Annotated in this window: 27 protein-coding genes; 3 read left to right on the top strand and 24 right to left on the bottom strand. The window is 61.7% G+C overall.

Annotation, left to right across the window (positions count from 1 at the left end; all coding sequences use genetic code 11):
* Positions 1-36 precede the first annotated feature (36 nt).
* From queC to AABM52_RS02260, 21 genes are all read right to left on the bottom strand, one after another.
* A complete protein-coding gene (gene queC / locus AABM52_RS02160) occupies positions 37-732 on the bottom strand; it encodes a 7-cyano-7-deazaguanine synthase QueC (RefSeq protein WP_223466290.1) in 696 nt (231 codons plus the stop codon).
* A gap of 246 nt (positions 733-978) precedes the next feature.
* Positions 979-2,205 (bottom strand): beta-ketoacyl-ACP synthase, encoded by a 1,227-nt coding sequence (locus AABM52_RS02165; protein WP_347910189.1) that lies wholly within the window; start codon positions 2,203-2,205, stop codon positions 979-981.
* On the bottom strand, positions 2,205-2,933 hold the full coding sequence (fabG, locus tag AABM52_RS02170) for a 3-oxoacyl-ACP reductase FabG (protein ID WP_347910190.1): 729 nt from the start codon (positions 2,931-2,933) through the stop codon (positions 2,205-2,207). The genes AABM52_RS02165 and fabG overlap by 1 nt, the downstream gene beginning before the upstream one ends.
* Positions 2,930-3,391 (bottom strand): hotdog family protein, encoded by a 462-nt coding sequence (locus AABM52_RS02175; protein ID WP_347910192.1) that lies wholly within the window; start codon positions 3,389-3,391, stop codon positions 2,930-2,932. The genes fabG and AABM52_RS02175 overlap by 4 nt, the downstream gene beginning before the upstream one ends.
* Positions 3,388-4,584: a beta-ketoacyl-[acyl-carrier-protein] synthase family protein gene (locus tag AABM52_RS02180; protein WP_347910193.1), complete on the bottom strand. Its 1,197-nt coding sequence runs from the start codon at positions 4,582-4,584 to the stop codon at positions 3,388-3,390. The genes AABM52_RS02175 and AABM52_RS02180 overlap by 4 nt, the downstream gene beginning before the upstream one ends.
* A complete protein-coding gene (locus AABM52_RS02185; protein WP_347910195.1) occupies positions 4,581-5,108 on the bottom strand; it encodes a hypothetical protein in 528 nt (175 codons plus the stop codon). Before AABM52_RS02185 ends, AABM52_RS02180 begins: the two co-directional genes overlap by 4 nt.
* Positions 5,108-5,833, bottom strand: a complete 726-nt coding sequence (locus AABM52_RS02190; protein ID WP_347910196.1) for a class I SAM-dependent methyltransferase — start codon at positions 5,831-5,833, stop codon at positions 5,108-5,110. Before AABM52_RS02190 ends, AABM52_RS02185 begins: the two co-directional genes overlap by 1 nt.
* Positions 5,830-7,077, bottom strand: a complete 1,248-nt coding sequence (locus AABM52_RS02195; protein WP_347910197.1) for an NAD(P)/FAD-dependent oxidoreductase — start codon at positions 7,075-7,077, stop codon at positions 5,830-5,832. The genes AABM52_RS02190 and AABM52_RS02195 overlap by 4 nt, the downstream gene beginning before the upstream one ends.
* Positions 7,064-8,224 (bottom strand): sodium:proton antiporter, encoded by a 1,161-nt coding sequence (locus tag AABM52_RS02200; RefSeq protein ID WP_347910198.1) that lies wholly within the window; start codon positions 8,222-8,224, stop codon positions 7,064-7,066. Before AABM52_RS02200 ends, AABM52_RS02195 begins: the two co-directional genes overlap by 14 nt.
* Positions 8,221-10,560, bottom strand: coding sequence for a hypothetical protein (locus AABM52_RS02205; RefSeq protein WP_347910199.1), 2,340 nt, complete (start codon positions 10,558-10,560; stop codon positions 8,221-8,223). The genes AABM52_RS02200 and AABM52_RS02205 overlap by 4 nt, the downstream gene beginning before the upstream one ends.
* Complete coding sequence (locus tag AABM52_RS02210; RefSeq protein WP_347910200.1) at positions 10,544-11,146, bottom strand: outer membrane lipoprotein carrier protein LolA; 603 nt, start codon at positions 11,144-11,146, stop codon at positions 10,544-10,546. Before AABM52_RS02210 ends, AABM52_RS02205 begins: the two co-directional genes overlap by 17 nt.
* A complete protein-coding gene (locus tag AABM52_RS02215) occupies positions 11,143-11,568 on the bottom strand; it encodes an acyl-CoA thioesterase (RefSeq protein WP_347910201.1) in 426 nt (141 codons plus the stop codon). Before AABM52_RS02215 ends, AABM52_RS02210 begins: the two co-directional genes overlap by 4 nt.
* Positions 11,561-13,105, bottom strand: coding sequence for an aromatic amino acid ammonia-lyase (locus AABM52_RS02220; RefSeq protein ID WP_347910203.1), 1,545 nt, complete (start codon positions 13,103-13,105; stop codon positions 11,561-11,563). The genes AABM52_RS02215 and AABM52_RS02220 overlap by 8 nt, the downstream gene beginning before the upstream one ends.
* The gene (locus AABM52_RS02225; RefSeq protein ID WP_347910205.1) at positions 13,086-14,027 is read right to left on the bottom strand and encodes a glycosyl transferase; all 942 of its coding nucleotides are present in this window, start codon (positions 14,025-14,027) and stop codon (positions 13,086-13,088) included. The genes AABM52_RS02220 and AABM52_RS02225 overlap by 20 nt, the downstream gene beginning before the upstream one ends.
* A complete protein-coding gene (locus AABM52_RS02230; RefSeq protein ID WP_347910206.1) occupies positions 14,024-14,758 on the bottom strand; it encodes a glycosyltransferase family 2 protein in 735 nt (244 codons plus the stop codon). Before AABM52_RS02230 ends, AABM52_RS02225 begins: the two co-directional genes overlap by 4 nt.
* Positions 14,751-16,430, bottom strand: a complete 1,680-nt coding sequence (locus tag AABM52_RS02235; protein ID WP_347910207.1) for an AMP-binding protein — start codon at positions 16,428-16,430, stop codon at positions 14,751-14,753. Before AABM52_RS02235 ends, AABM52_RS02230 begins: the two co-directional genes overlap by 8 nt.
* Positions 16,427-16,972, bottom strand: a complete 546-nt coding sequence (locus AABM52_RS02240) for a hypothetical protein (protein ID WP_347910209.1) — start codon at positions 16,970-16,972, stop codon at positions 16,427-16,429. The genes AABM52_RS02235 and AABM52_RS02240 overlap by 4 nt, the downstream gene beginning before the upstream one ends.
* The gene (locus tag AABM52_RS02245) at positions 16,969-17,223 is read right to left on the bottom strand and encodes an acyl carrier protein (RefSeq protein ID WP_008025124.1); all 255 of its coding nucleotides are present in this window, start codon (positions 17,221-17,223) and stop codon (positions 16,969-16,971) included. Before AABM52_RS02245 ends, AABM52_RS02240 begins: the two co-directional genes overlap by 4 nt.
* A 9-nt stretch (positions 17,224-17,232) precedes the next feature.
* Positions 17,233-17,493, bottom strand: coding sequence for a phosphopantetheine-binding protein (locus AABM52_RS02250; RefSeq protein WP_008047930.1), 261 nt, complete (start codon positions 17,491-17,493; stop codon positions 17,233-17,235).
* Positions 17,474-18,283 (bottom strand): lysophospholipid acyltransferase family protein, encoded by an 810-nt coding sequence (locus AABM52_RS02255; protein ID WP_347910210.1) that lies wholly within the window; start codon positions 18,281-18,283, stop codon positions 17,474-17,476. Before AABM52_RS02255 ends, AABM52_RS02250 begins: the two co-directional genes overlap by 20 nt.
* Positions 18,259-18,984 carry a beta-ketoacyl synthase chain length factor gene (locus tag AABM52_RS02260; RefSeq protein WP_347910212.1) on the bottom strand — a complete coding sequence of 242 codons (726 nt, stop codon included), beginning with the start codon at positions 18,982-18,984 and terminating at the stop codon, positions 18,259-18,261. Before AABM52_RS02260 ends, AABM52_RS02255 begins: the two co-directional genes overlap by 25 nt.
* Before the next feature lie 356 nt (positions 18,985-19,340).
* On the opposite strand from AABM52_RS02260, the gene AABM52_RS02265 reads away from it, so the two are divergent.
* Entirely contained in the window at positions 19,341-20,111 is a 771-nt protein-coding gene (locus AABM52_RS02265; protein ID WP_015093167.1) for a ParA family protein, read from the top strand.
* Between the two features lie 126 nt (positions 20,112-20,237).
* Here AABM52_RS02265 and trxC read toward each other — a convergent pair whose 3' ends face one another.
* Positions 20,238-20,672, bottom strand: coding sequence for a thioredoxin TrxC (trxC, locus tag AABM52_RS02270; protein WP_030129872.1), 435 nt, complete (start codon positions 20,670-20,672; stop codon positions 20,238-20,240).
* A gap of 194 nt (positions 20,673-20,866) precedes the next feature.
* Between trxC and AABM52_RS02275 the strand changes: the two genes are divergently transcribed.
* Both AABM52_RS02275 and AABM52_RS02280 read left to right on the top strand, forming a co-directional pair.
* Positions 20,867-21,163 (top strand): type II toxin-antitoxin system HigB family toxin, encoded by a 297-nt coding sequence (locus tag AABM52_RS02275; protein ID WP_347910213.1) that lies wholly within the window; start codon positions 20,867-20,869, stop codon positions 21,161-21,163.
* A complete protein-coding gene (locus AABM52_RS02280) occupies positions 21,160-21,561 on the top strand; it encodes a transcriptional regulator (RefSeq protein ID WP_347910215.1) in 402 nt (133 codons plus the stop codon). Before AABM52_RS02275 ends, AABM52_RS02280 begins: the two co-directional genes overlap by 4 nt.
* A gap of 10 nt (positions 21,562-21,571) precedes the next feature.
* Here the strand turns inward: AABM52_RS02280 and selO are convergent, their stop codons facing one another.
* Entirely contained in the window at positions 21,572-23,035 is a 1,464-nt protein-coding gene (selO, locus tag AABM52_RS02285) for a protein adenylyltransferase SelO (protein ID WP_347910216.1), read from the bottom strand.
* Positions 23,036-23,083: 48 nt separating this feature from the next.
* Entirely contained in the window at positions 23,084-26,452 is a 3,369-nt protein-coding gene (mscK, locus tag AABM52_RS02290; RefSeq protein ID WP_347910218.1) for a mechanosensitive channel MscK, read from the bottom strand.
* Positions 26,453-26,463 lie beyond the last annotated feature (11 nt).

The following is a 26,463-nucleotide window of genomic DNA, read 5'->3' on the forward strand; positions in this document are numbered from 1 at the left end:
ATGTTGATTGCTCACGACCCTTGCGTTAGGTTGTACTTATAGGTCTATTTTTGCCTTTAGGCTTTTTATGATTTCGCTTTGATTTATTAGGAACTCACTAAGTCCATTTGCCCGAAGGTTACAAGCATCACAGTTTTCACAACCACTTCCCTTTAACCCGTTATAGCAAGTCAATGTGTGGTCGCGGATCAAACCAAGTTGTTCGTGATGGTCAGCCAAAGCCCAAGTTTCTGCCTTATTTAGCCGCATAAGAGGAGCTTCGATGCGAACGCTGTAATCCATTCCCAAGTCAGTGGCGTTGTTTAAGGCCTTAACAAAATCATTGCGACAGTCAGGGTAGCCGGAGCATTCTGTTTCAGAAACACCAGTTATTACCGTTTCAGCACGTACTTGATAGGCATAGATACATGCCAAGGTTAAAAACAGAATATTCCTGCCTGGTACGAAGGTGTTTGGTACACCGCCGTCGGCGCTGTTTGCGCTAGGCACTGGGATGTTGTCGCGTGTCAGGCTGCTGATAGCCAGCTCATTGAGCACTGACACGTCCAATACTTTATGAGCGGTCACGCCAAGTCGATTTGCAAGCTGCTGCGCCACTTCAATTTCCGCTCGATGGCGCTGGCCATAGTCAAACGTAATGCAGTGAATTTCGTCGTACTTCGGTAACGCATGGATTAAGCAGGTCGTTGAGTCTTGCCCGCCACTAAAAACGATAACCGCCTTTTTTGTCATGGTTCGTTCTTCCCTGGGATGCCCTGACGGGGTGTCTGGGGGCATTGACCCTATCGGGAAGTTCAATCGCTGGCTGTGGGACGTTTCCGAATTTGCGTACTCCGGTTTCCGGTTATGTCATTTCATTGCCGAGCATTGTTTGTGGCGGGGGAGCTTGCTACCGCTGGACTGCACAGGCGTCCCCTTTTGGGGCCGCTACGCGACCCAACGGGGGCAAGCCCCCTCGCCACATTTGTCGTGTGGGGCTCAAGACCAGCGCTTGAAAATCAGCGAAGTATTCACCCCGCCAAACGCAAAATTATTGTTCATCACGTACTGGTTGCTCATCTGCCGAAACTCGCCGCGCAGGTAGTCGAGCTTGCCGCAGTGCGGGTCGACTTCGTCGAGGTTGAAGGTGTGGGCGTACAGGTCGTGGTTCATCATTTCGATGCTGAACCACGATTCCAGTGCACCGCAGGCGCCGAGGGTGTGGCCGAGGAAGCTTTTCTGCGAGCTGATCGGCATGTGTTCGCCGAACAGGCTGCTGGTGGCCAGGGTTTCGGCGATGTCGCCCTGTTCGGTGGCGGTGCCGTGACCGTTGACGTAACCGATGTCCGAAGGTTTCAGCCCGGCGTCTTCCAGGGCCAGTTCCATGGCCCGGCGCATGGTGACTTGTTCGGGACGGGTAGTGTGCTGGCCGTCGGCGTTGCTGCCGAAACCGACGATCTCGGCATGGATGTGGGCGCCACGGGCCAGGGCGTGTTCCAGTTCTTCGAGCACCAGCATGCCGCCGCCTTCGCCGATCACCAGGCCGTCGCGAGCGGTGTCGTAAGGGCGCGGGCTGCGTTGTGGGGTGTCGTTTTTCAGGCTGGTGGCGTAGAGCGCGTCGAAGACCATGGCTTCGGTCGGGCACAGTTCCTCGGCACCGCCGGCGAGCATCAGCGGCAGGCGCCCGAACTTGATCGCCTCGTAGGCATAGCCAATGCCCTGGCTGCCGCTGGTGCAGGCGCTGGACGTCGGGATCAGGCGGCCGGTGAGGCCGAAGAAGATGCTGATATTGGCTGCAGTGGTGTGCGGCATCATGCGCACGTAGGAGTTGGCGTTCAGGCCCTCGGCCACCGAGTTGAGCAGCATGTTGCCGAACGCCTTGATCTCGTCGGTGCTGCCGGTGGAGGAGCCGCAGGCGACGCCCATGCGCCCGTCCTTGATCGACTCGTCGCCCAGCAGGCCGGCGTCGGCCAACGCTTGCTCGGCGGCGCCCACAGCCAGCCGCGAGACCCGGCCCATGCTGCGCAGTTGCTTGCGGGTCCAGTGGCTGGGCACCTTGAAGTCATCGATGGGGCCGGCCAGGCGCGTGTTGAGTTCGGTAAAACGATCCCACTCGTCCATCCGGCGGATGCCGCTGCGGTTGGCCGCGAAGTTGCCGGCGATGGTCTCCCAGTCGCTGCCCAGTGAGGTGATGCCGGCCATGCCGGTGACGACGACGCGCTTCATCAGCACAGGCCTCCGTTGACGGCCAGAACCTGCCGGGTGATGTACGAGGCTTCCGCCGACATCAGGAAATTCACCGCGCCGGCCACCTCTTCAGGGGTGCCCATGCGTTGTGCGGGGATCATTTTCATCAGTTCTTCCACCGGCACGTTTTCGTCCAGCATGGCTGTGTCGATCAGGCCGGGGGCGACACAGTTAACGGTGATTTTGCGCTTGCCCAGCTCGATCGCCAATGCCTTGGCCGCGCCGATCAACCCGGCCTTGGAGGCACTGTAGTTGACCTGGCCACGGTTGCCGATCAGCCCCGACACCGAGGTGATGCAGACAATCCGCCCGGCGGCGCGACGACGGATCATCGGCATCATCACCGGGTGCAGCACGTTGTAGAAACCGTCGAGATTGGTGCGCATCACCACATCCCAATCCTCCTCGCTCAGGGCCGGAAAGGCGCCATCGCGGGTCAGGCCGGCATTGAGCACCACGCCGTAATAGGCGCCGTGGGTTTCCACGTCGGCTTCGAGAGTTTCTTTGCAGCGGGCGCGGTCGGACACGTCGAACTGCAGGATGCGCGCACGGCGGCCCATGGCCTCGACTTCGGCCTTGACGGCTTCGGCGTCGGCCAGGCCGCTGCGGCAATGCAACACGATGTCGTGCCCGGCATGGGCCAGGCGCAAGGCGATGGCGCGGCCGATGCCACGGCTGGAACCGGTGACCAGTACGGATTCAGTCATGACTGGACTCCTTCGGGTTCATGGAGATATTGAGCGGCCTGGGGTGGGCGGAACACGTTCAGACGAGCGGTGACGTGAATGCCGGGGGCGTTGATGTGGCACTCGAACACGCCCATGCCGTTTTCGTCTTCCAGGGAGCGAATCCCGTGGATGGTCAACTCGGTGCCGGCCGGAAAACTTTCGACATTGCATTCGAACTTTCGGCTGCCGAGCAGGAAGCCCAATTCCACCGCATCACCGCGCTGACGCGCATGGCAACCGGCGAAGGCGGCCACACTTTGGGCCATCAGTTCGATGCCGACCCAGGCCGGCAGGCTGCCGTCGGGGAGGTTGAACAGGCCATCGGGCTTGACGGTCAGGCGCGTGTGAATCTGCTCTTCATCGAACGCCAGGATCTGATCGATAAGGATCATGTCGCCAGCGTGGGGCAGCAGTTCGGCGATCGGCCAGTCAATCATGGGGCGTCTCCGATAATCAGGCTGACGTTGTTGCCACCGAAGGCAAAGGAATTGCTCATCAGGTAGCGGGGTGCAATGGACGTCAGGCGAGTGGCCGGGGTCACCCATTGCAGCGGCGGCAGTTCGGGGTCGGGCTGTCCGTCCCAGACGTGCGGCGGCAGGGCATGCCCGCGATTGTCCGGGCTCAGGCTCAACCAGCAGAATGCCGCTTCCAGCGCCCCGGCGGCACCGAGGGTGTGGCCAGTCATGGGTTTGCTCGACGAACAGGGCACGCCGGCCGGGAACAGCGTCGCCACGGCCTGGCTCTCCATGGCGTCGTTGTGCTGGGTGGCGGTGCCGTGCAGGTTCAGATAAGCGATTTGCTCCGGTTGCAGGTTGGCGCGGCCCAAGGCTTTGCGCATGGCTTGCAGGGCACCACGACCGCTCGGCTCCGGGGCGGAGATGTGATGCGCATCGGAACTGGCGCCGCTGCCGAGCAGGGCAATCGCTTGGCTATCGCCTGCTCGTTTGGTCATCAGGAACAGCACCGCCGCTTCGCCAATGTTGATGCCATTGCGGTTCACCGAAAACGGATTGCAGCGTTGTTCCGAGACCGCTTCGAGCGCCGAGAAACCGTTGAGGGTCAGTTTGCACAAGGTGTCGACACCGCCACACAGCACCGCGTCGCATATGCCCAGGTCCAACAGGCGCTGGGCGCTCATCAAGGCCCGGGCGCTGGAGGTGCAGGCCGTGGAAATGACATAGGCCGGCCCGCTCAATTGCAGCCACTCGGCGAGGAAGTTCGCCGGCGCCCCGAGTTCCTGTTGCTGATAGTCGTACTCGGCTGGGAACTGCTTTTCGCGCAGGTAATGCGCCAGGCTCTGGCTGGCCTCATCGATACCCGAGGTGCTGGTGCCCAGCACGACACCGATGCGGTCGCGGCCGTAGGTCTGGATCGCGCTGTCGATGTCCGGACGGATTTGCAGCGTGGCCTCCAGCAACAACTGATTGTTGCGGCTGTGATGGCGCGACAGGTCGGCTGGAATGCTTGCCAGTTTGCCCTGGACCGCACCGACCGGCAGCGTGCGTTGCGGCACCCACCCGGCTTGTTCGCGCATGCCGCCGCAGTCGCCGGCAAACAGGTTGCGGGCAACTTCCTGCCTGTCGCGGCCCAGCGCGCAGACCAATCCGAGGGCATTGAGATAAGCCGTCATGGCGTTTCACCGCTCAGGGGGGTGACTTGATAGCTCGGACCACGCGGTAGCTTCAATTCAAAATTCTGCGGTTGTGCGTAGTGGATGTCCCAGCGCTCGGGCAGGTACCGTTGCCTGCCGTGCTGCCAAGCGCCGGGATAATTGGCCGCCAGTTCATCTTGCGGCGTCAGCGCAAACAGCAGCGCCGCGAACAGCTCCCGGGCTCGCGGATTGGGCGGTAGTAAACCATCGGACTCCCAGGTTTTATCGACCAATTTCTGGCGGGCCTGGGGAATGCCCAACAGGTCCATCATCGACCAGCGGATACCCGCCTCTTCACGCTGGATCACCAGCACCCAGTCCTCGCGTTCCTCGGCCTGCCCGCGCTGGATGTGCAATTGCAGCGGCAGCGGCAGATCCGGATTGTGTACGGGCAGCGGCGCCCGGCCGGCGCAGGCGCTCAGCAGCAGGGTTGCAGCAAGCAGGAGAAATCGCAGAGCATCGCTCCCACAGGGATGGTGCTTCGAGCGGCTGGCAATGAACATCACACAGTTCCTTCAAAAGGTTTGCGCGCCACCACATTGACCAGGGTTTCTTCCCGTTGGCCAAAGGGTTTGGGCTTGCACACACCCAAGTGTTCGAGCAGGCCGAAATCCTTGGCGCGACTCCACCACAGGTACGGATAAGACACGTTTTGCGCGGTAAATTCGAAGCCCTGCTGGCGAATCATTTGCAGGTACTGCGCCGCGCTTTTCTGCACGTGCATCGGGTGGCGGAACAACCAGCGGATCACCCAGGTATCAATGTAAGCCTCGGTGGATTCGGCGAACAGCAGATAACCGCCGGGTTTGAGCACGCGATAGAACTCGGCCAGTGCCTGTTCCTGCTCCACCAGATGATGGAAAGTCTGGTGGCAGAACAGCAGGTCGATGCTGGCGTCCGGCAGATCGAGGCTGGCGCAGTCGCCGCCGATCAACTCCACTTCCATGCCCTGGCGGGCCGCTTCTGCGCGGCTCTGGTCCAGGCTCTTGGGATCAGCATCGATGCCGATCAGACGACCGGGCGCAAAGGCCTGGCGCAGCAGCGGGAATGACTTGCCCTGGCCGCAACCGGCATCCAACAGCACCGGGCTAACCGGTAGCGCTTCGCTGAACAGGCTGCGCAAATCGTCGATCGCCAACCGCAGCACATAGTGTTGCCAGATCTGGCTGCGCAGGAACCACAAACCGAAACGGGTTTCCTCGACGTACTTGTCGCTCAAGTAGTTCATGTCGCATCCCTGGCACAGAATTCGGATATCGCCTTCAACCGGCGCCTGGCTTCGCTGACGAACGGATTGCGTTGGTCCCAGGCATATCCGGCAAGAATGGAGCTGATCATCCCGCGAATTTCCGGCGAACTGCTCTCGTGGAAAATCACATCCTGGAAGGTCCCGGCGTACCATCCCTCGACATAGCAACGGAATGTGTCGACGCCGCGTTTGAGCGGTTCGGCGAACTCGGTTTGCCAGTCAACGGCTTCGCCTTGCAACTGACGGTGCAATACCCCGGCGGCCATGCTCGCCGAACGCATGGCGATGGTCACGCCGGAGGAGAATACCGGGTCGAGGAATTCCGCGGCATTGCCCAGCAGCGCGAAGCCCGGGCCGTGCAGGGTTTTGACGTTGGCCGAGTAACCACCGATGGTTCGCGCCTCGGTGTCCCACTGCGCATTTTGCAACACGCTGGCCAGGCTTGGAGTCTCGGCGATAAAGCCCCGCAGGCACTCGTCCAGATTGTCGCTGCGGCCGGCGAAACGCTGCTCTGCGGCGACTACGCCGACCGAGCAGCGGCCGTTGCTGAACGGGATGGTCCAGAACCACACGTCACGCAGGGTCGGGTGAGTGGTCACGAGGATCTTGCTGCGGTCGAAGGTCGGGAGGTCGATACGGTCTTCGACGTGAGTGAACACGGCCTGACGCACCGGGAAGTTCGACGGCGCCTCGAGGTCGAGCAAGCGCGGCAGCACGCGGCCGTAGCCACTGGCATCGAGCAGGAAACCGGCCTCGACGCGATACTCGCTACCGTCCTCGCGACGCACGCCGAGCTGCGGTTTTCCGGGGGCAATGTCGACGCTGATGATGGTTTCGCCGTAGCGGATCTCCACGCCTTGCAGCGTGGCCTGGTCGGCCAGCAGCTTGTCGAAATCGGCGCGCTGGACCTGAAAGGTCGTCGATTTGCCGTGGCTGAACGTCTCGCCGAAATCGAACGCGCTGTAACGCTCACCCCAAGCAAACGCGGCACCGGTTTTCAGCTGGAAGCCGGCGGCGTTGACAGCGTCGAGCATGCCCGCTTCTTCGACGAAATCCAGGCAATGGGCCAACAGGCTTTCACCGATGGAAAACCGTGGAAAATGCTGGCGCTCGATCACCAGTACATCGTGTCCCTTGCGCTTGAGCAACGCGGCGGCGATGGCCCCGGAGGGCCCGGCGCCGATGACCACGACCTGGCGACATTCCATTTCAACGGTTGGCATGGGGGCTCCTAGCCGGGACAGCGGTTTTCAGGGGGATTCGGTGCATGCCGGTCAGTGCTGGCAGCAGTGTAGCGATCAGGCCCATCAGCATCAGGGCGAAGTACAGCGGCGGGCTGATGAGTTGCTGTTGCAGCAGCAGGTTGAGAAAAACGATCTCGCTCAAGCCGCGGATGTTCAACAGCACACTTTCCCGCCAGCGGCTGGCGCCCTGGAACGAGGCCCCGGCCCAACCGAGGCCGAGCCAGTTACCCAGCAGTTTGCTCAGCATCGGCAACAGCAGCAGGGCGAGCAGTTGCACCCAGCCGAGGCTGTCCATCGCGCTGTGCACGTTGATCTGCACGATGCCGAACGTGAGGATCAGCGGGATGGCGATGTACGTCTGCAAGCGGCCCATCCACACGGCCGGCAGCGGCAGGACCAGTGGGGCTTTCAGAGCGGCCATGATCAACACATAGCCGATGCCGAAAATCAGCGCATTGAGCTTGAAGTGTTCGGCGACGACCAGCAGGGCAAAAAAGCACAGGCTGTAGAGCCATGTCTGGCGCAAACCGAGCAACCGCAGCAGCACCGGCAGGCACGCACCGGCCAGGGGCAGCAACAGGCTGCTCAGGTGCAGGCTGCCCTGGGCGATGCCGAACAGTGTCCAGCAGGCGAGGTCGATGAGGATCGCGGTTTGCACCAGTCGCCGGGTGGCGGCGGGCGGGTAATCGATGTGCCGCAGGTACAGGTACAGCACCGGGATCGCGGTGATGGCGAACAACAGGCCGACGGCCAGCGAGCTGATCCACGGTTGCGGCGGCAATAACCAGACGGCCGTGGCCAGGCCGCAGGCAAACGGAATGCAAAAGCTGGGCAGGGCGATTTTCAGGCTTTGGCGATCCAGTTGCAGGTCGATCACATCGCTGAGGATGTAGCCCAACAACAGGGCAAAGCTCAGGCTGTAGAGGTTCTTCAGCCAGCCCGGCGACACCAGCAGCGCACCGCTCAATTGCCATTGGGGCTCGATCCAGAAATACATCAACAACGGCAAGCCGAGGGTCGCCAGCAACAACTGGCTGACGATGGGAATCAGGCCGAAATGCCGACCGACACGGGTCGCCACCGCGAACAACACCAGCGCCATCGCCCAGAACAGAACGACCATCATGTTGCCCGCTCCACGGCCGTGGGCTCATGCACCTGGCGACCGGCCCACGGTGCGAGCAGGAAGCTGAAGATCAGGCCCAGGCTCACCGACAGTCCGAAGTTGCTCACCGCCGGGGTGCTCGACACCGCCAGCAGGCCGAACGACAGCCAGGTGGTCAACGCCGCCAGCAGGGTGCCCAGCAGGCTCACGGCCGCGCCGCCGACCTGTTCACGCATCAGGATCGCGTAGTCGACACTGATCGCCGTCACCAGCAGCAGGCCGAACAGGCTGAACAGGGTCAACGGCTGCCCCAGCCAGCCGAGACTGGCCAGGCTGCACAACGCCGCCAGCAGTGGCAAGGACACGATACGCAACGCGCCGCCGAGGCCGAATGGCAGGATCAGTACCAGCACGATCAACACGCAGGAGGCGAGTTTCAGTTCCGCGGCACTGATTTGGGTGGCCGCGAAGACGTTGTTCAATTCACCCAGTCGATCCACCAGTGTTACGCCGGGTAAATCCTCACCCTGGAGCCGCAGCAGGGCTGGGTTGTTGATGCCTTGCAGGCTGACCATCGCCGCCACGCCGTCATCGGTCGGCCCCAGCCACAGCGGTCGGTAGGGTTCTGCCAACGGGCCGCTGAGCGCTGCGTCGATGTCCACGGTAGGCAATGCCTGTAGCTTCGTCAGCTCCGCTTGCAGCGCCTCGGCCGGTACGCCGATGTCGAGCAAGGGCTGCCAGAACGAAGGCAGTTTGCTCAACGCTTCGCGCACCTGATGCTGTTCGTTCGGCGGGCTGACCAGTTGATTGAGCGACAGATAACCCTGGAGCTTTTCCAGGCCAATCAACTGATCCAGCCGCTCTCTCAGAGCGGTCTGGCGTTCGAGCAGTTGCTGCTGATTGGCGGCGCGTATCAGGAAGAACTGGCTGGTGGGTTGATAGCCGGTGATCCGGGCAATGGCCTGGGCTTCGTCGGTCAATTGTTGTGGTGCGCTGATCCACTGGCGGATGTCGTTTTTGCTGCCCAGTTGCAACAGGCCGCCGACGCAAAAGGCGATCAGCAGCGCCAGCAAGATGGGCGTTTTCAGCTGTTTGAGCAGCGCTTCACGACAGTCCAGCAAAAGCTCGCAAATGCGCAATGGCCACTGCGCCGGGCGCAGGTCTACGCCCTTGAGCAATGCCGGCAGCAGGCACACGGCGGACAGATAGGCGCCGAGCAAACCGGCGGCAGAGAACGCAGCAATCTGGGTCAGTGCCGGGAAGGGTGTCCAGGCCAGGGCCAGGTAACCGATGCCGCTGGTGATCAGGCTCAGGGTCAAACCGGGCAAGGTCAGGCGCAGGGCAGGCCAGCTGTGCCAGGGTTTCAGGCTCCAGCTCTTGGACAGGTAGTGCAGCGGGTAGTCGACCGCGACACCGATCAGGCTCGAACCCAGCACCAGGGTCATCACATGCATATGGCCGAACAACGCCACGCAGGCCACCGCTCCGAAGAGCATACCCACCAGCACCGGCACGAAGGCCAACAAGACGCGCCAGCGCCGGAAGGCCAACAGCAGCAGCAACAAAATCCCCACGGTGGCACCACCACCGACCCAGGTCATCTCACGGGCGGCTTGCTGTTGCCCGCTAGCTGCGTACAACAAGCCGCTGGCGGCGAGCAGTTGCACGTCGTGCCGGGCCGCTTCTTCGCGGCTGTGCTCGAGCAGGTCGGCCACTTGCAGCGGCAGGTTCATGTCGAAGGCATTGCCGGTGGTGCGCGCGCGCAGCAGCACCCAGCTCTTGCCGTCGGCATCGGCGACCAGGGCGCCGCTGCCGATGTCCAGTTGTACCGAACCGCGTTGCGGCTGGCTGTTCTGGATGCGCCCGGTCAGGCCCAGCCAGTCGTCCTGGCTCGGCACCAGGCTGTAACCGTTGAACGGGTCGAACAAGGCCTGCACCCGTTGATGGATAAAGGTGTCGGGGTGCTCGATCAGCAGTTGCCGGTCCGCCACCTGGAGCATCGCCAGGCGACCTTGCAGCAACTGCGTGCGCAGTGCCGGCAAGTCGGCTTGCAGGGTCCACTGGACCTTTTCGAACAAGCCGCTGGCCTGCCATTGCTCGCCGATTGTCTGCGCCATGGCGACGGCCTGCTGGCGATCGCTGTGGCCGACCAGTACCAGCAATTCGCGGTTCAGCGGTTCTTGCATGCGTTGTTCGGCACGCAGTTCCAGGGCATCGGGCGCCGTGCCGGGCACCAGATCCATCAGGTTGGCCGACAGCGGCGCGGCGCCACGCCATTGCCAACCGGCGAGCGCCAGTACTGCCAGCAGCAGGATCAGGAACAGCCGTGGCAACCACCGTTCACTCGGCAAAGTCATGCTGCTCCGCGTCGCTCAACGGTTGGGCGCTGGTGCTGTCCTGCATGCGCAATAACGTACTGTCGCCCTGGGTCTCGAGCAGTTCGATGCTGTGCACCAGTTCTGCGCCGGTAATGTTGATCTGGTTGAACACCTGCTTGAGCAGCATCGAGCGCGGCAGCAGCGTGAGCTTCCAGTTCTGCGCATCGCCGCTCAGAGACAACTCGAAATCCCGTTGCAGGCCGCTGCTGTCGCCTTGCAGCACGGCCAGGAACAAACGGTTCTGCTCGGCACCGGCGCTTTTGCCCGGCAGCATTTGCCAAACAATGCCGTCACGCCGGGCAATGCCTTTGGCGGTGATGCGGTAGTCCTGTTGCAATGGCGTTTTCAACAGCCACAACAAGCCGTGGTTTTTTGCCAGCACGAACGTGCCCTTGCTGGTCAGCGGCCGGGGCAGGGCGCGCAGGTGTTTTTCCTGGATGAAACTGCCGTGGATCACCTCGGGCCTGGCCAGTTGATCGCTGAGTTGTTGCAGGTCGAAGGCGCTGGCCATTGAAGAGAGCCCGAACAGCGCCAGAGCAGCGAGGCATCTGCAGATCGACTTCATGCCAGCACCTTCGCCACGGCGTCGGTGAACACTGTCGGCGAGACCAGTTGCATCTCGCGGCTGACGAGGTCGACGGCGACCTGCACCGACATGGCCCGGGTCAGGCGCTCACCGGTTTGCAGGTCGCTGATCAGGTAGTTGATCTTCAAGCGGTTCTCCCACTCCACAAGGTTGGCCCGCACGTTGAGTGTCTGGCCGAACACCGCGCCGCGCACGTAGCGCAATTGCAGGTCGATCACCGGCCAGGCATAGCCGGATTCGTTCATCGCCGTGTAGTTGTGGCCGATCTTGTCCAGCAGCGCACAGCGGGCGACTTCCAGGTATTTGACGTAATGGCCGTGCCAGACCACGTGCATGCTGTCGACGTCAAAGAACGGTACGACGATTTCCGTGTCGGTGTAGAGAAATCCCTTGCTACGCATGCAGCCTCCAGTGTTGTTCGGCGATGCGTTGCAGGCACAGGCGCAATTCGCCTTCCAGCGCGCGGTCTTCGATGACCGGTGGAAAGTCCCTGGCCAAGGCTTCATGCATGGCGGCCAAGGCGGGTGGCAGGGGGCGTGCATCTTCGGCCTGGCCGCGCAGCCAGACGCCTTGGTTGGCCGCCAGCAGCGTGGCGGCCGCCACCTGTTCGGTGAGTTCCAGCACGCGGATCGCATCCCGGGCGGCGATGGTGCCCATGCTGACTTTGTCCTGGTTGTGGCATTCGGTGGAGCGCGAGAAAACGCTGGCCGGCATGGTGTTTTTCAGCGCTTCGGCGGTCCAGGCACTGGTGCCGATCTGCACCGCCTTGAAGCCGTGGTTGAGCATGGCGCGGTCAGCCGTGGCGCCGGACAGGTTGCTCGGCAAGCCATGGTTGTAGCGCTCGTCCACCAGCAGCGCGAGTTGCCGATCCAGCAGGTCGGCAACGTTGGCCACGAGGTTTTTCAGGCTGTCCATGGCGAAGGCGATGTGGCCGCCGTAGAAGTGCCCGCCGTGCAGTACGCGCTCGGCCTCGGCGTCGATGATCGGGTTGTCGTTGGCGCTGTTGAGCTCGATCTCGATGAACGAACGCAGCCAGTTCAGGCTGTCGGCCAGTACGCCCAGCACATGGGGTGCGCAGCGCAGGGAATAGCGGTCTTGCAGGCGATGCAGCGGCGCAGTCGGTGCGTCGATGGCCAGATCCTGGCGCAACCACGCGGCGACCTGCATCTGCCCCGGGTGTGGCTTGGCAGCGAACAGGCGCTCGTCGAAGTGCTCCGGGTTGCCTTGCAGGGCGACCACGTTCAGCGCGGTGATGCGGGTGGCCAGATGCAGCAGGTAATCGGCGCGGGCGTACGCCAGGCAGGCCAGACCGGTCATCACGGCGGTGCCGTTCATTAATGCCAGGGCTTCTTTCGGACGCAACACCAGTGGCTGCCAGCCGAGTTCGCGGTGCACATCGGCAGCCTGCCGGCGCTCACCACGGAACATCACCTCGCGTTCGCCGGACAGCGTGGCGGCAACGTACGAAAGCGGCGTCAGGTCACCACTGGCGCCCACCGAACCTTCCTCCGGAATCAGCGGCAGGATGTCGTGTTCAAGGAACGCCTGCAGGCGCTCCAGCAACTCCACGCGCACCCCGGAAACACCGTGGCACAACGACTGCAACCGCGCCGCCAGTACCGCGCGGGTGGCCTGGGCGTCGAGCAGTTTGCCCAGGCCACAGCCGTGGAAGGTGTATAGGTGACGGGGCAGCGCCTCGACGTGATGCAGCGGCACCGCGACTACGCAGGAATCACCATAACCGGTAGTCACGCCGTAGATCACACCTTCCTTGTCCAGCAGCGAGTCGAGAAAACGCGCGCCCTTGGCGATGCGCTCGCGGTAGGCGGGATCGCTTTGCAACTGCGTCGGCACTTTGCGGTTGGCCAGTGCCAGCACGTCTTCAATGCGCAAAGGGCGTTCGCCGAAGGTTACCGGCTCAAGCGTTGGCGTCGTCATCGGTCTTCCAGAAAGGGTAAAAGTTGAACCATTGTTGGGGCGCTTCGAGGCAATAGTGACTCAGGCGCTCGGCGTAGCGGGAAGCCCACTGATGAATGACCTGCTCGCGGTCGCTGCGCTTCCAGGTGATTGCGTCAGCGAAGGGTTCAATGGTCAGTCGATAGTCGCCGTCGGGCTTTTTCAGACACAGCAGCAGGTTGACCGGGCACTTCAGCAGGCCGGCCAGCAGCCACGGGCCCTGGGGAAACCTGGCCGGATGACCGAGGAAGTCCACGGTCGCGCAGCGTCCGCCATGCAGCGGCACGCGGTCGCCGGCGATCGCCAGCCACTCGCCACGTTCCAGGCGCTCGCTCAGTTGCAGCATGATCCCGGGGTCCAGTTCGCTGACCTGAATCAGGCGCAGATTGGTCGCCCCGGCTTCACCCAGCAAACGGTTGAACTGTTCGGCGTGCTTGGTGTGTACCAGCACATTCATCGTGACCTTCTCACCGATCTCCGCCAGTGCGCGGCAGACTTCCAGATTGCCCAGGTGGGCGCCCACCAGCATCTGCCCGCGGGCACCGCGCAACTGGTCGCGCAGCAGCGCCGGGTCGATGATCTCGATTTGTTCGATGCTCAGCTTGCCGTTCCAGACGTCGAGTTTGTCGAGCATGGAATCGGCGAAAGCCATGAACTGGCCGAACACCCGCCAATGGCTTGGGCGCAACTCGCTGCGACCGCTCCAGTCGGTCAGGCGTTGCTGGTATTGCCAGGCACTGTGTCGGGCGCTGCGGCCGAACAGGAAAAAGTACAGGACGATGCCGTACAGCACGGGGCTCAGTACTCGACGGCCTAGCACTTTGGCGCCGAACGCGGTGAGCTTCATCAGCCAGAAGCTGCCCCGTTCTTCGCGGTCGGCCCAGTGTTGCTTGTCTGCGTTCATGCCCGCCACCGTCGCCAGAGGATAACTGGCGCACGCAGCAACATGCCGAAGAACAGCCGCGTGTGCATGCTGGAAATCAGCACGTTGTCGTGGAACATCCGGAAATGCGAAACGCCGTCCAACGGATAGTGGACCTTGGTTTGCAGCCATTGCATCGGCTGATTGCGCCAGGCCAGGCGCACCAGAATGTCCGAGTCGAAGTCCATGCGCTTGCCGATTTTCGCTGACTCGATCAGCGCCAGGACCGGCGGCAATGGGTAGACCCGGAAACCGCACATGGAGTCGCGAATCTGCAACGACAGGGTGTTGATCCAGACCATGACGTGAGTCAGGTAGCGCGCATACAAGCGGCCTTTCGGCACGCTGGCGTCATATTGCGGATAACCGCAAATCACCGCCTGTGGGTAGCGGCGTGACTGTTCGATGAAGCGTTTGACGTCCTGTAAATCGTGCTGGCCGTCGGCATCCACCTGCAAGGCATGGCTGAAACCCAGGCGCGACGCTTCGCGCAAGCCGGTCATGACCGCGCCACCCTTGCCCTGGTTTTCGGCCAGGCGGATCAGGTAAACCATTTCACGCTGGGCCAGGCGATCCAGCACCCGGGCGCAGCGCGGGCTGCTGGCATCGTCCACCAGAATGCACGGCAGATGGCTGGCGATCAGCGCATCGACCACTGTGGTGATGGCTGTTTCGTGGTTGTACACCGGGACGATGGCGCAGGGGCTATGCATGCGCCGCCTCCAGCAAGATCCGCCCGCTGGAGCAGGTGGCGGTTTCGTTGCGATAGGCGAAATACAACTTGCCACGCGCCGGGTCGAAGCGTAGGTGCAGCTGGATCTCATCACCCGGGCGCACCAGTTGCTGGAACTTCAAGACTTCCATGCCGGCGAACTTTTTAGGCAGGTTCATCAGGTGCTGGCCCAGGCTCAGCGCCCAGTCCACCTGCACCACGCCAGGCAACACCGGCGCCTTGGGGAAATGACCGCTGAAATAGGCCAGGTCCGGTGGCACGGCCAGTTGCAGGCTCCACTCGCCATTGCTTTCGACTTGCTCCAGCACCTCGGGCGCTTTGGGACGCGGCGCCAGCAGCAGGACGTCGACGTCGGCCTGGGGCAGCTTGCCCTGAGCGTTCAGCGGCAGTTGTCGCAGCAGGCGCCAGCGTCTCGGCAGGGCCAGCACTTCGCAGTGTTGGCTCAGGTGTTGGCGCAATTGCTCGGTGAGGCTGCGTCGGCCGTGATTGCGCAGTACATGCAAGCCAGCCTCGCTCAGCACCAACAACGCCCCCAGTGAGGCGCGGTTTTCCTGAACGACACCGAGCCGCGCTTCGACGACCCATTCATGGGCTGTCAGCGCCTGTTCCAACATCGGCAGCGAGATGCGTTTTTCTTCCAGCTTGACGATCCGGTCCAGTCGCCCAAGCAATTCGAAGCGACCATCGACGGCGATGCGCGCGGCATCGGCAGTGTGTTCGACATGGCCATTGGGCAAGTACGGCGATGCGATCAGCAGCGCACCCTCGCTGTCCTGGGTCAACGTGACATCGGCAAAGGGCTGCCAGAGCTCCGCGCCCTGACGCCAGGCGATGCCACCGGTTTCCGAACTGCCGAAGATTTCCGTTGGCCATTGCCCCAGACGCTCATGCAGGCTCTGCGCGGCCTCGACCGGCAATGCGCCGCCGGAGGAAAACACCCGGCGTACGTTGCTCAAGGCCGGCCAGTCGAGGTTGTCGCCCATGCGCTTGAGCAGCGCCGGGCTGGCGACCCAGGCGAAGGCGGGGTGCTCGCGGCTGGCGCGTTGAAGGTCTTCTGGAAAGGCCAACTGCCGACGTACGAACGGGCGCCCGGCGCACAGCGGCCACAGCACCCGAAACAGCAGGCCGTAGATGTGCTGGGTGGCGACGCTGCCAATGATGCACGCCGGGCCCAGGTCGGCGCCCCACAGCTGTTCCAGGGCTTCGACTTCATTGGCCAGTTGGCGCAGGTTTTTTTCGATGCGCTTGGGTTCGCCACTGGAGCCGGAGGTGCACAGGCTGAGTCGGCAGTTATCCAGGTCCAGCGCGGCGGCACTCAGTGGCGGATGACGAAACTCGCTCAGGTGCGCATCGTCGGGCTGATCGCTCAGCCACAGATCAACTTCACCTGACCAGCGTTGGCGGGTCTGGGGTTGCAGGTCGGACGGCAGCAGCACGCTGACCCCGGCACGCCAGGCGCCGAACAGGGCAACCGCCAAGTCGGCGGCATCCTCAAGGTGTACGGCCATCTGCCGGATACCCCGGGCTTGCAGGCCGGCGGCCAGGCGCAGCGCCTGTTCGCACAGTCGGGCGTGATCCAGTGCCGGAGCGGTCGTTACGGCGCGCTCCGGCTGAGTCTTGAGCAGCAGGTGCTCAAGTTTTATCCAATTCATGGGCGGCCTCGTACCCTTTGTCGTATGAGCCATTCAATGGCAAACATCAGGCCTATCAATCCGTAGGAAATCAGGCCGGTGTACAGCGTCCACCAGCTCAGCGGCGCCCAGAGGGTCAGGGCGGCGGCACACAAACCGTTGCATAGAAAAAAAACGCTCCAGGCGATGGTTACCTGACGGGTATAGCGAATGCCCTCGGCCGGCAACTGCGGCTCGCGTACCCGGGCCAGGCGTTCGACGATTGGTGGGCCGAACGTCAGGCTCGATCCGAACAGCACCAACATGTAGCTGCTGATCAACACCGGATACCAGCGCAACAGCGCCGGGCTGTCGAACAGTGCCAGCAACAGACAGAACACAATGGCTACCGTGGCCATCCACAGGCTGCCAGGCCGTCGTTTGCCGGTCAGCGCCCGGGCCAGCCACAGTCCGCCCAGCAGCAGGCCGAACTGCCACGGGGCGAAATGCTCCATGCCGAAATACACCGCAAAGGGATACAAAAGGCCCGCCAGCAGCAGGCCGAGGCCAATCAGTCGATTCATGCGGCCGGTTGAACCAGACGGTAGACCGCCTCGACTACGTCACTGACGGTACGCACCGATTTGAATTCCTCGGCGGCGATTTTCTTGCCGGTCTGACGTTTGATGTGATCAATCAGGTCGACCGCGTCGATGCTGTCGATTTCCAGGTCCTGATACAGGTTGGAATCCAGGCTCACACGCTCAGGGTCCAGTTCGAAAAGCTCGACCAAGGCATCGCGCAGGGTGTTGAAAATGTCGTCACGAGTTTGCATGGTCCGGTCTCAAGCTGCCTGTTTTGCGGTGACGAACGCCGCAAGGCTCGCCACGTTACTGAAGTGATTACGTGTGTCCTTGGCATCGGCGTCAATTTTGATGCCGTACTTTTTCTGGATGGCCAGGCCCAGTTCCAGGGCGTCAACCGAGTCCAGACCCAGGCCTTCGCCGAACAGGGTCTGGTCGTTGCCGATGTCGTCGGCACTGATGTCTTCCAGGCCAAGGGCGTCGATGATAAGCATTTTGATATCACGGTGCAGATCGCTCATCTTCGGCGAGCTCCTTAATAAAGTAAGAATGTAGATAATCGTTGAGCTTGCGCGAGGCCTGCGGAGCCGGCCCCTGCGTGGCGAAGGTCTGTGGGTCTATATCGGCTCCGACCCGAAAGCTGAAGTGCACGCGCCGCTTGGGGATGCGATACCAGGGTTCGGCCTTGGTCAATGTGGTCGGGCTGACCTTGATAATGACCGGGGTGAGGATTTTCGCACCACGCAGGGCGATTGCCGCGCCGCCCCGATGAAAGGCCGGCGGCTGACCGGGTTGGGTGCGCGTACCTTCCGGGAAAATGATCAGGGTCTGGCCGTCTTTCAGCGCGTCGGCAGCGGCGTCGAGCATGTCCATGCTGCCGTCGTTGCTGATGTATTCGGTGCAACCCAGCGGCCCACGGGTGAAAGGGTTTTCCCAGAGGCTTTGCTTGACCACGCAGTTGGCGTGACGCACCAGGCCGATCAGAAAGACCACGTCGATCAGCGAAGGGTGATTGGCAATGATCATTTGCCCGGGACGACCGAGCTTTTCCGCGCCTTCAATGCTGTAGGTCAGCACCCCGGTACGGGCCATGAAGCGCACAAAAATCCAGAAACAGCGGCTGACCGTTTGCCGGGCCCGCAGCCGACGGGTCCGGGCGTCGCCCGGCAGGCAGTTCAGCAAAGGGAAAATCACCAGGCGCAGGCACAGCCCGCCCAGCCCGAACAGGGCAAAGCTCGCGGCGGTGGCCAGCAAGCGCCAGTAGTAGGCGTCGCGGTTTTTCTCGGTCACGGGTTGCGTTGCCAGGTCCATACACGATTTTTCCAGGCATGTTGGCAGGTGGTTTGCTGGCCGAGCAGCGCGCACAACAGATTCAGCGCGTGGGGCCAGCGGGATTTGGACAACGCATCCGAGGAGCTGTTCAGGGACAACTGCCAGTCGGTGCCGGGTGTGATCAGCAGGCCGACGGCATAAGGGAACGGCACGTCGTCGATCCAGGTCGAGTAAGCCTCGGGCGGCCGTTCTTCGGTGACGACCAGCAGTACCGCGCCAGCGCCTTCGGCCAGCAACGCGGCAGCTTCGAGCATGCCGTGTTCCAGGCCATCGCCTGCGGCGGCCAGGGCGGTCATTTCGCTGGTTTCACCACGCATGATCGACCACAGGCCAATGATCGCGTTATGCACAGACAAGCTGAACCGGGTTGGCGACAGCGGCTGATCGGTGGCCAGATCGCTAAGGATCTCGACCGTGCGGGGCGTTTCGCCGTGACGGGAAACAAAGACCAATGGCAGATCCTGTCGACCTTCGGCCAAGGGCCAGCCGACACTGAAGGCCATCCGCGCCAGGCGGCTGAGTCGCCGACGCTGCATGGCCGGCAGAAAGGAAACGTCGGGAGCGGCATCGCTGTCCGGCAGCACGACCGGTTGTCGGCACCAGGCCTGCCAATCGGACACGCTTTCAAGCCCCGGGGCCCAAGCGCGCCATTGGGCGATGTTGAAGTTGATCACAGACATTCATCCCACCCTCACGGGCTTACTTGACGCGGGGGAGTGGCCGAGAGCCAGGACTTACCCTGCGTGGCGTTTGGCGCCGAGTGGCGCGCATTATCCCGGTGCCGGGAACGTGTAGCAAATGCTGGTTACATTTTGCTCAGCAAGATGAAGCGGCAGGTTCGCAAAAATTGAACGATTGGTAATTATTCACAGAATTATGACTCCGTCTGTCGGTTCTGGCGTTGAATCACCGGGGTGTTCAGGGCTTTTCAAGCAGGAGAAGGCAACTGACTGTGTAGTCCTTGCACTGGTGAGGTAGCGTAGCCCTACCGTGGGCCACTACACTCGGTCATTCTTTGATACACGGAGGTTTTGACATGCGGCGCGTGGTGTTCAATCAGAAAGGTGGCGTTGGCAAATCCAGCATTGCCTGCAATCTGGCGGCAGTCAGCGCCAGCGAGGGTTTTCGCACCTTGTTGGTGGATCTCGATGCCCAGGCCAACTCCACTCAGTACCTGACGGGGCTCACCGGTAGCGATATCCCGATGGGCATCGCCGATTTCTTCAAGCAGACGCTGTCTTCCGGGCCGTTCTCCAAAAAGAATCAGGTCGACATCTACGAAACCCCGTTCGATAACCTCCATGTCATTACCGCCACCGCCGAGTTGGCGGACTTGCAGCCAAAGCTTGAAGCCAAGCACAAGATCAACAAACTGCGTAAGTTGCTGGAAGAACTGAGCGAAGACTACGACCGGATTTACCTCGATACCCCGCCAGCGCTGAATTTCTATGCGGTTTCAGCGTTGATTGCCGCCGATCGTGTGTTGATCCCCTTCGATTGCGACAGTTTTTCACGCCAGGCACTGTACGGCCTGATGGCGGAAATCGAAGAGTTGAAGGACGACCATAACGAAGGCCTGGAAGTCGAAGGCATCGTCGTCAACCAGTTCCAGGCCCGCGCCAGCCTGCCCCAGCAAATTCTCGATGAGCTTATCGCTGAAGGCCTGCCTGTGCTGCCGGTGTACCTGGCCAGCTCGGTACGCATGCGCGAATCCCACCAGGCCAATACGCCGCTGATCCATCTCGACCCGCGGCACAAGCTGACTCAGCAGTTTGTTGAGCTGCACAACCTGCTGGAAAACGCCTGACCTTCCAGGCGATGCAAAACCCTGTGGGAGCGAGCTTGCTCGCGATAGCGGACTGACAGTCACCATCATCTTCGACTGACACACCGTCATCGCGAGCAAGCTCGCTCCCACAGGGGCTGTGGTGCTTCAGATGCCCTGGCTACGCAACCAGCTCATCAGTTGCGGTAACGGGAACGCCCCGCTCTGCCGGGCGACTTCCCGGCCGTTCTTGAACAGGATCAGGCTCGGAATCGAGCGAATCCCCAACTGCGCGGACAACTGCTGGTTCGCCTCGCTGTCCAGCTTGGCCAGGCGACACTTGCCCGCCAGTTGCCCGGCCGCCTGCTCGAACACCGGTGCAAACGACTTGCACGGCCCGCACCAGTCCGCCCACACATCCACCAGCAGCGGCAGATCACCCTTGATCTGGCTGGCGTAGTCGCCTTGCTTCAATTCAAACGGCTTGTTCAGCAGGACTTCGGCCTTGCAGCGCCCGCATTTCGGGTGGTCGTTGAGGCGCTCGGCGGGAATGCGGTTGAGGCCGTTGCAGTGGGGGCAGGGGATGAGGAGTGGGTCGGTCATGGGCGATATCCAATTGGAAGCTGATAGTACCTAGTTGGAGACGTTTGCTTATATTTTCAATCGTTCGGCAGACCGCATCGTATCTAGGCTAGGAAAGCATCGAACCACCATTGGTCGCCCTAAGGTTATCGCAACTTGCGATATATACCTTTTGTGGTTAACTCGTTCATAGCAGAATGCGATAAGGAAATTGCATGCGTGTGTTCTCGGAAAAACGAATTTGGGACTCAAAGGAAAAATGGCCAAATGCGGCGACTGCGCTTGATCATTGGTATCGACTGGTCAAGCGAAATAGTCCTTGTGATTTTGCAGCGATGAAATCGCTGTTTTCTGCCACCGACAAGGTCGGGGAATTTCATGTATTCGATATCGGGGGAAACAAACTGCGCTTGATTGCATATGTCAGGTATCGCAGTCAGAAGCTGTACATCAAGTACGTGCTGGATCATCGCGAATATGACCGAGGAAAGTGGAAGGAGGGAAGAGAATGAGCGTATTGATCAAACAGGTTGCTGAGCACTGGGAGTTTGTCTCGCCATTGCTACGCAAACCAAAAAACGAAGACGACTACGATAGTTTGGCTATTGCCCTCGATGAATTGCTCGAGATAACGGGTGATGACGAGTCGCATCCGCTGATGAGCCTCGTGGACATCATCGGAGACTGGATCGAGGAATGGGATCACAAGCATCGCCCTATGCCCGTAGCCAGTGGTGCCGACGTTCTCGGCTACATGATGCGCGAGCATGGACTGACGCAGAGTGACCTGCCCGGTGTCGGTACCCAATCGGTTGTTTCGGAAATCCTGAGCGGCAAGCGCAAGCTCAATCTGCGGCAGATCCGCTGGTTGGCCGAGCGCTTTAGAGTGTCGGTGGAAACCTTTATCTGACCGTGTGTGTTCAGGAGGAACAACTGATCTCCAGATGCTTGCCCCATTCCGGTGGTCGCTCGGCATAGCTTTCCATTCCCGGTTGCTCCTCGAACGGATTGCTCAGCACCGCGTGTAGCCGGCGGACTTCCGAGTAGTCGCCGCTTTCTGCCGCATCGATGGCCTTTTGCGCCAGGTAGTTGCGCAGGATGTACAGCGGGTTGACCGCGTGCATCCGCTGGCGGCGCTGCTCCTGATCAGGCGCGCCTTCACGGGCCACCCGGGCGACGTAGAGCTCGCCCCAGGCATCGAAGCCCTTGAGGTCGACGAAGTCGTCACGCAGGCGGGTGATGGCCTGTTCCGGTGCGTCATCACCCAAACGGCGGAAAAACAGGCTGTAGTCGACGCCGCTGTTTTGCATCAGTTGCAGCAGGTTCTCCAGCAGTTTCTGGTCGTCATCCTCGGCGGTGTTCAGGCCGAGGCGGCGGCGCATCAGGTCCAGGTAATGGGCCTGGAACAGCGGCAGGTACAGACCGAGGGTTTCGCGCAGGGCTTCGACGCTGATGAACGGCGTCAGGGCCTGGGCCAACGCGCTGAGGTTCCACTGGCCAATCGGCACCTGGTTGCTGAAGGAGTAACGGCCCTGATCGTCTGAGTGGTTGCAGATGAAGTTGGCGTCGAAGTCGTCGAGGAAGGCGAACGGGCCGAAATCGAAGGTGATGCCCAGGATCGACATGTTGTCGGTGTTCATCACCCCGTGGCAGAAGCCATAGGCCTGCCACTTGGCGATCAGTTCGGCATTGCGCTCCACCACTTCGCGGAACATCGCAAGGTACGGCTCCGGTTGTTCCAGGCACTGCGGGAAGTGCATGGCCAGCACGTGATCACCCAGCTCTTTCTGCTGCTCGGGGCGCTTGGTGTAGTAGAAATATTCGAAGTGCCCGAAGCGCACGTGGCTTGGCGCCAGGCGCAGGACCATGGCCGCGCGCTCCTGCTTTTCGCGCCACACCGGGGTGTCGGAACCGATCACGCACAGGGCGCGGGTGGTCGGGATATTCAGGGCGTTCAGGGCTTCGGAAGCGAGGAATTCGCGGATCGACGAACGCAGTACCGCCCGGCCATCGCCCATGCGTGAAAACGGCGTCTGGCCGGCGCCCTTGAGGTGCAGGTCCCAGTGTTCGCCCGCCTCGTTGTATACCTCGCCGAGCAACAGGCCGCGACCGTCGCCCAGTTGCGGGTTGTAGGACCCGAACTGATGCCCGGAATAGACCATCGCCCTTGGGATCGCGTCGGCCCAGAGCTTGTGGCCGCTGAACAGTTCGGCGAACTCCGGGGTTTCGGCCTCGGCCGGGTCAAGGTCCAGTAGCGCCATGGCGGCGGGGCTGGCCACGACCAGGCGCGGATTATCGATGGGCTCGGGCAGCACATGGGCGGAAAACGCATCGCCCAGGCGGTCGAAGCGATTATCGAAGGTGAGTTCGTCGAGGGCTTTCAAGGGCCGGCTCCAGCAGAATGTCCGAGCATTCTGCTGGGGAATGGCCGGTTAGTCGAGTTTGGCGGCGGGCGGTTGTTGCGACGACTTGCCATCGACGACCGGTACGATGGTTTTCGCTTCCGGCTCGATTGGCACCATCTTGTATTCCTGGCCGTGCAGGTTCTTGAGGTAGACCTCCATCTGCCGGAACGAGATGTTGATGTGCTGCTTCTTGAACTCGCGGTTGATGAAACGGTTGACCTCGTCGAGCACCGGGTTGCGGTCGCCAAGGTCGCGCACGTGCATGCGCAACTCGTGGTCGAGGGTACTTTCGCCGAAGTTCAGGAAGTACACGTGGGGTTCCGGGTCTTTCAGCACACGCGGGTTATCACGCGCGGCCTTGAGCAGCAGCTCTTTCACCAGGTCCAGGTCCGAGCCGTAGTCGACACCGAGCTTGAGGGTCACCCGGGTGATGGTGTCGGTCAGCGACCAGTTGATCAGTTGCCCGGTAATGAACGTTTTGTTCGGGACGATGATGTCCTTGCGGTCGAAGTCGGTGATGGTCGTGGCACGGATGCGAATCTTGCTCACGGTGCCCGACAGGTTGCCGATGGTGATGGTGTCACCGATCCGCACCGGACGTTCGAACAGGATCATGATGCCGGAAATGAAGTTGGCGAAGATCTCCTGCATGCCGAAACCGAGGCCGACCGACAGCGCCGCCACCAGCCATTGCAACTTGTCCCAGCTCACGCCGAGGGTCGACAGTGTCGAGACGAAACCGACGCCGGCGATCACGTACGATAGCAACGTGGTGGTCGCGTAGGCGCTGCCCTGGGCCAGGTTGAGCTTGGATAGCACGAACACTTCCAGCAGCCCCGGCAGGTTGCGCGCCAGGGCGAAGGTGATGCCGATGATGATCAGCGCGCCAAGCATGTCGCCGATGCTGATCGGCACCATGCTCATGTTGGCGCCGGTACCGCTGGTGTATTCGTAGAGGGTGATGTTGTCCAGGTACGAGAACACCGTGATCAGGTCGGCCCAGACCCAATACAGCGCTGCCATGAAGCCGCCGAGCAGTGCCAGGCGGATCAGGCGCAGGGACTGTTCGTTGACCTTCTCGATGTCCATGGTCGGCTCTTCGATCACGGCTTCGCCATCGCCGGCCTCCTTGGCGGCCAGTCGTTTGGCCCGGGCGCGCTGGTAGGCCAGACGCCTGGCCGCCACGCTGAGGCCGCGCACGAAAGTGGCTTCGATCACCAGCCAGAACATCAGCAGGTACAGGGTGTTGATCAAGCGGTCGCTGAGCTTCAGTGCGGTGTAGTAGTAGCCGAAGCACACCGCCACGAACAACGCGACGGGCAGGGCGGTGAACAGGATCCCCACCAGTTTGCGGAACAGCGAGGCGTTTTCGTGGGTCGGGCTGCTGATGAGCAAACGGCTGAGCAGCAAAGTCATCAAGGCGTAGCAGATGAGCACCACCGGCATGCCGATCACGTCATCGGCCAGCGCCGCCGGTTGCAGTTCGGCAACGGCGACGACGGTCACCAGTGCCATCACCACGATGCCGAGGCGGCGGATCCATCTGCGCAGGAACTCCACCTGGGGCTTTTCCCAGCGGAAATGCAGTTCTGCCACGCCACCCGGCGCGAGGATCCGGTAGGCGGTGTAGAACACCAGCCAGGCCCCGGCCATTTGCAGCAGCGCCGCGCCCATATTGGCGTTCTGCCCACGGGCGTCGATTCGCAGGGCCAGCCCGCACAAGGCGAGGCCCAGGGAAACCGGCATCGCCAGCAGAATATTGATCAGGATTGCCTGCGGCGTGTGCCACTGGCTATCGCGTTTGAAGTGACCGATGTCCTGGTGAACCTTGTTCAGTCGCGCGTACAGATTCTTGCGGCGCCACAGCAGGGCGCCGATCAGCAGGGCCAGCGGCAGGAACAGCAGCGGGCGCTGGGTCAGGCCGTCGGTCAGTTCGCTCAGGCTGGAAAGTACCGGCAGCGAATCGAGTTGCCGCTGCAGGCGATCCGGCACACTGTAAATCCACTCCAGGTCCAGCGGCTTGTTGCTGGGAATCCAGAACATCTGCTCATCGAGCGTCGCCCGCAGGCTTTGCGCGGTGCTGAGCAATTGCTTCTGGTTCAGTTGCAGGGTGATGGATTCATTGAGCACCGCGCTCAGCTCGCGGTTCAGTCGCTCCAGCAGGTCGGCGCGGGTGGTGGCCAGTTCCATCAGGCTTTTGCGCAGCTGCGCCGTGACTTGCTCGGGGGGTTGGGTCGACAGCAGGTTTTCGACGTAGGTGGCCGGATTGCTCAGCAGTTCCCGTTGCTGGCTGACTTCGAATTGATACAGGCGAATGTCGGCGATCTGATCGGCCAGGTTGCGGTCGAGCCGTAGGCGCGGCAACGCCTGTTTCTGTTTGTAGAGAATCTTCGAGAGCAGCAGGCTGCCTTTGAGCACGTTGATTTGCTCGTCCAGGGCTGCATCGCTCTGGGTCAGGCTGTCCAGCTGTTGCTTGGTCTGCAGGTTCTGCTGGGTGACTTCGTTCAGGCGGTCGGTGCTTTTGAGCAGGTAGTCCGAGAGCTTCAGGTTGGCCGCGCTTTCGGTGGCCAGCAGGCTGCTGCCGCCAGCCTTCTGCGCTTCGATGGATTGCTGGGTGACCGTTTCCTGGGACAGCGCCAGACGCTTCTGGTTGATCAGGGTTTGCAGTTCCTGGATTTCCTTATCCAGACGGTCGGACCGCTCCGATAACAGGTCATGCTGGCTGTTGCCGAGGTCCTGCAATTGGGTATTGCCGGCCAGTTCCTGGCGCCGCAGCGGGATCAGGGCGTTCAGCGCCGCCAGCTCGGCATTGAGCTGGTCGCGCTGCTCGGGGCTCAGGGTCTTGCCGGCGTCCTTGCCGTTCTTGAGGATGGTGTTGATCTGCTGAATGCGCGTCTGGCTGCTGGATATCTCCGCCTGGGCGCGCTCGGGGCGAGTCTGGGCGGTGATGATCAGGCTGTTGGCATCGGCCAGGGCCTTTTGCAGGTCGCTTTGCTGGGTGGAACGCTCGGTGAGCAATTGCTCGAGCTGCTGGATCGGCTCCTTGGCGAAACGCTGCGCCACCGGCACCACGGAACTGGCCTTGAGGCGGGTCAGTTCACGCTGGTTCTCGATGGTCTGTTTCGGCGCACTGCTCAATTGCTGCTTGAGCGCGACCAGCTTCTGCTCGTAGTCACGCTTGTTGTTGAGCTGGCTCAGCGTGCCTTGCAGGACAGATTGCAGGGCCTTCTGATCGGCTTCCGGCAGTTTGCGGTCGGCGATCTTGTCCAGGCTCGCTTGCACGGCTTCGCTGGAGGGCGGTTCGGCCGCTTGCGCCGCTTGCGATAAACCAAGGGTGCCGACAGAGAGACTCAAACCCAAAAGGGCAATGGCGAAAATGGAGCGCAGGTTAGGCATAAAGACCGGTC

Source organism: Pseudomonas grandcourensis (assembly GCF_039909015.1).
Lineage (GTDB): Bacteria > Pseudomonadota > Gammaproteobacteria > Pseudomonadales > Pseudomonadaceae > Aquipseudomonas > Aquipseudomonas grandcourensis.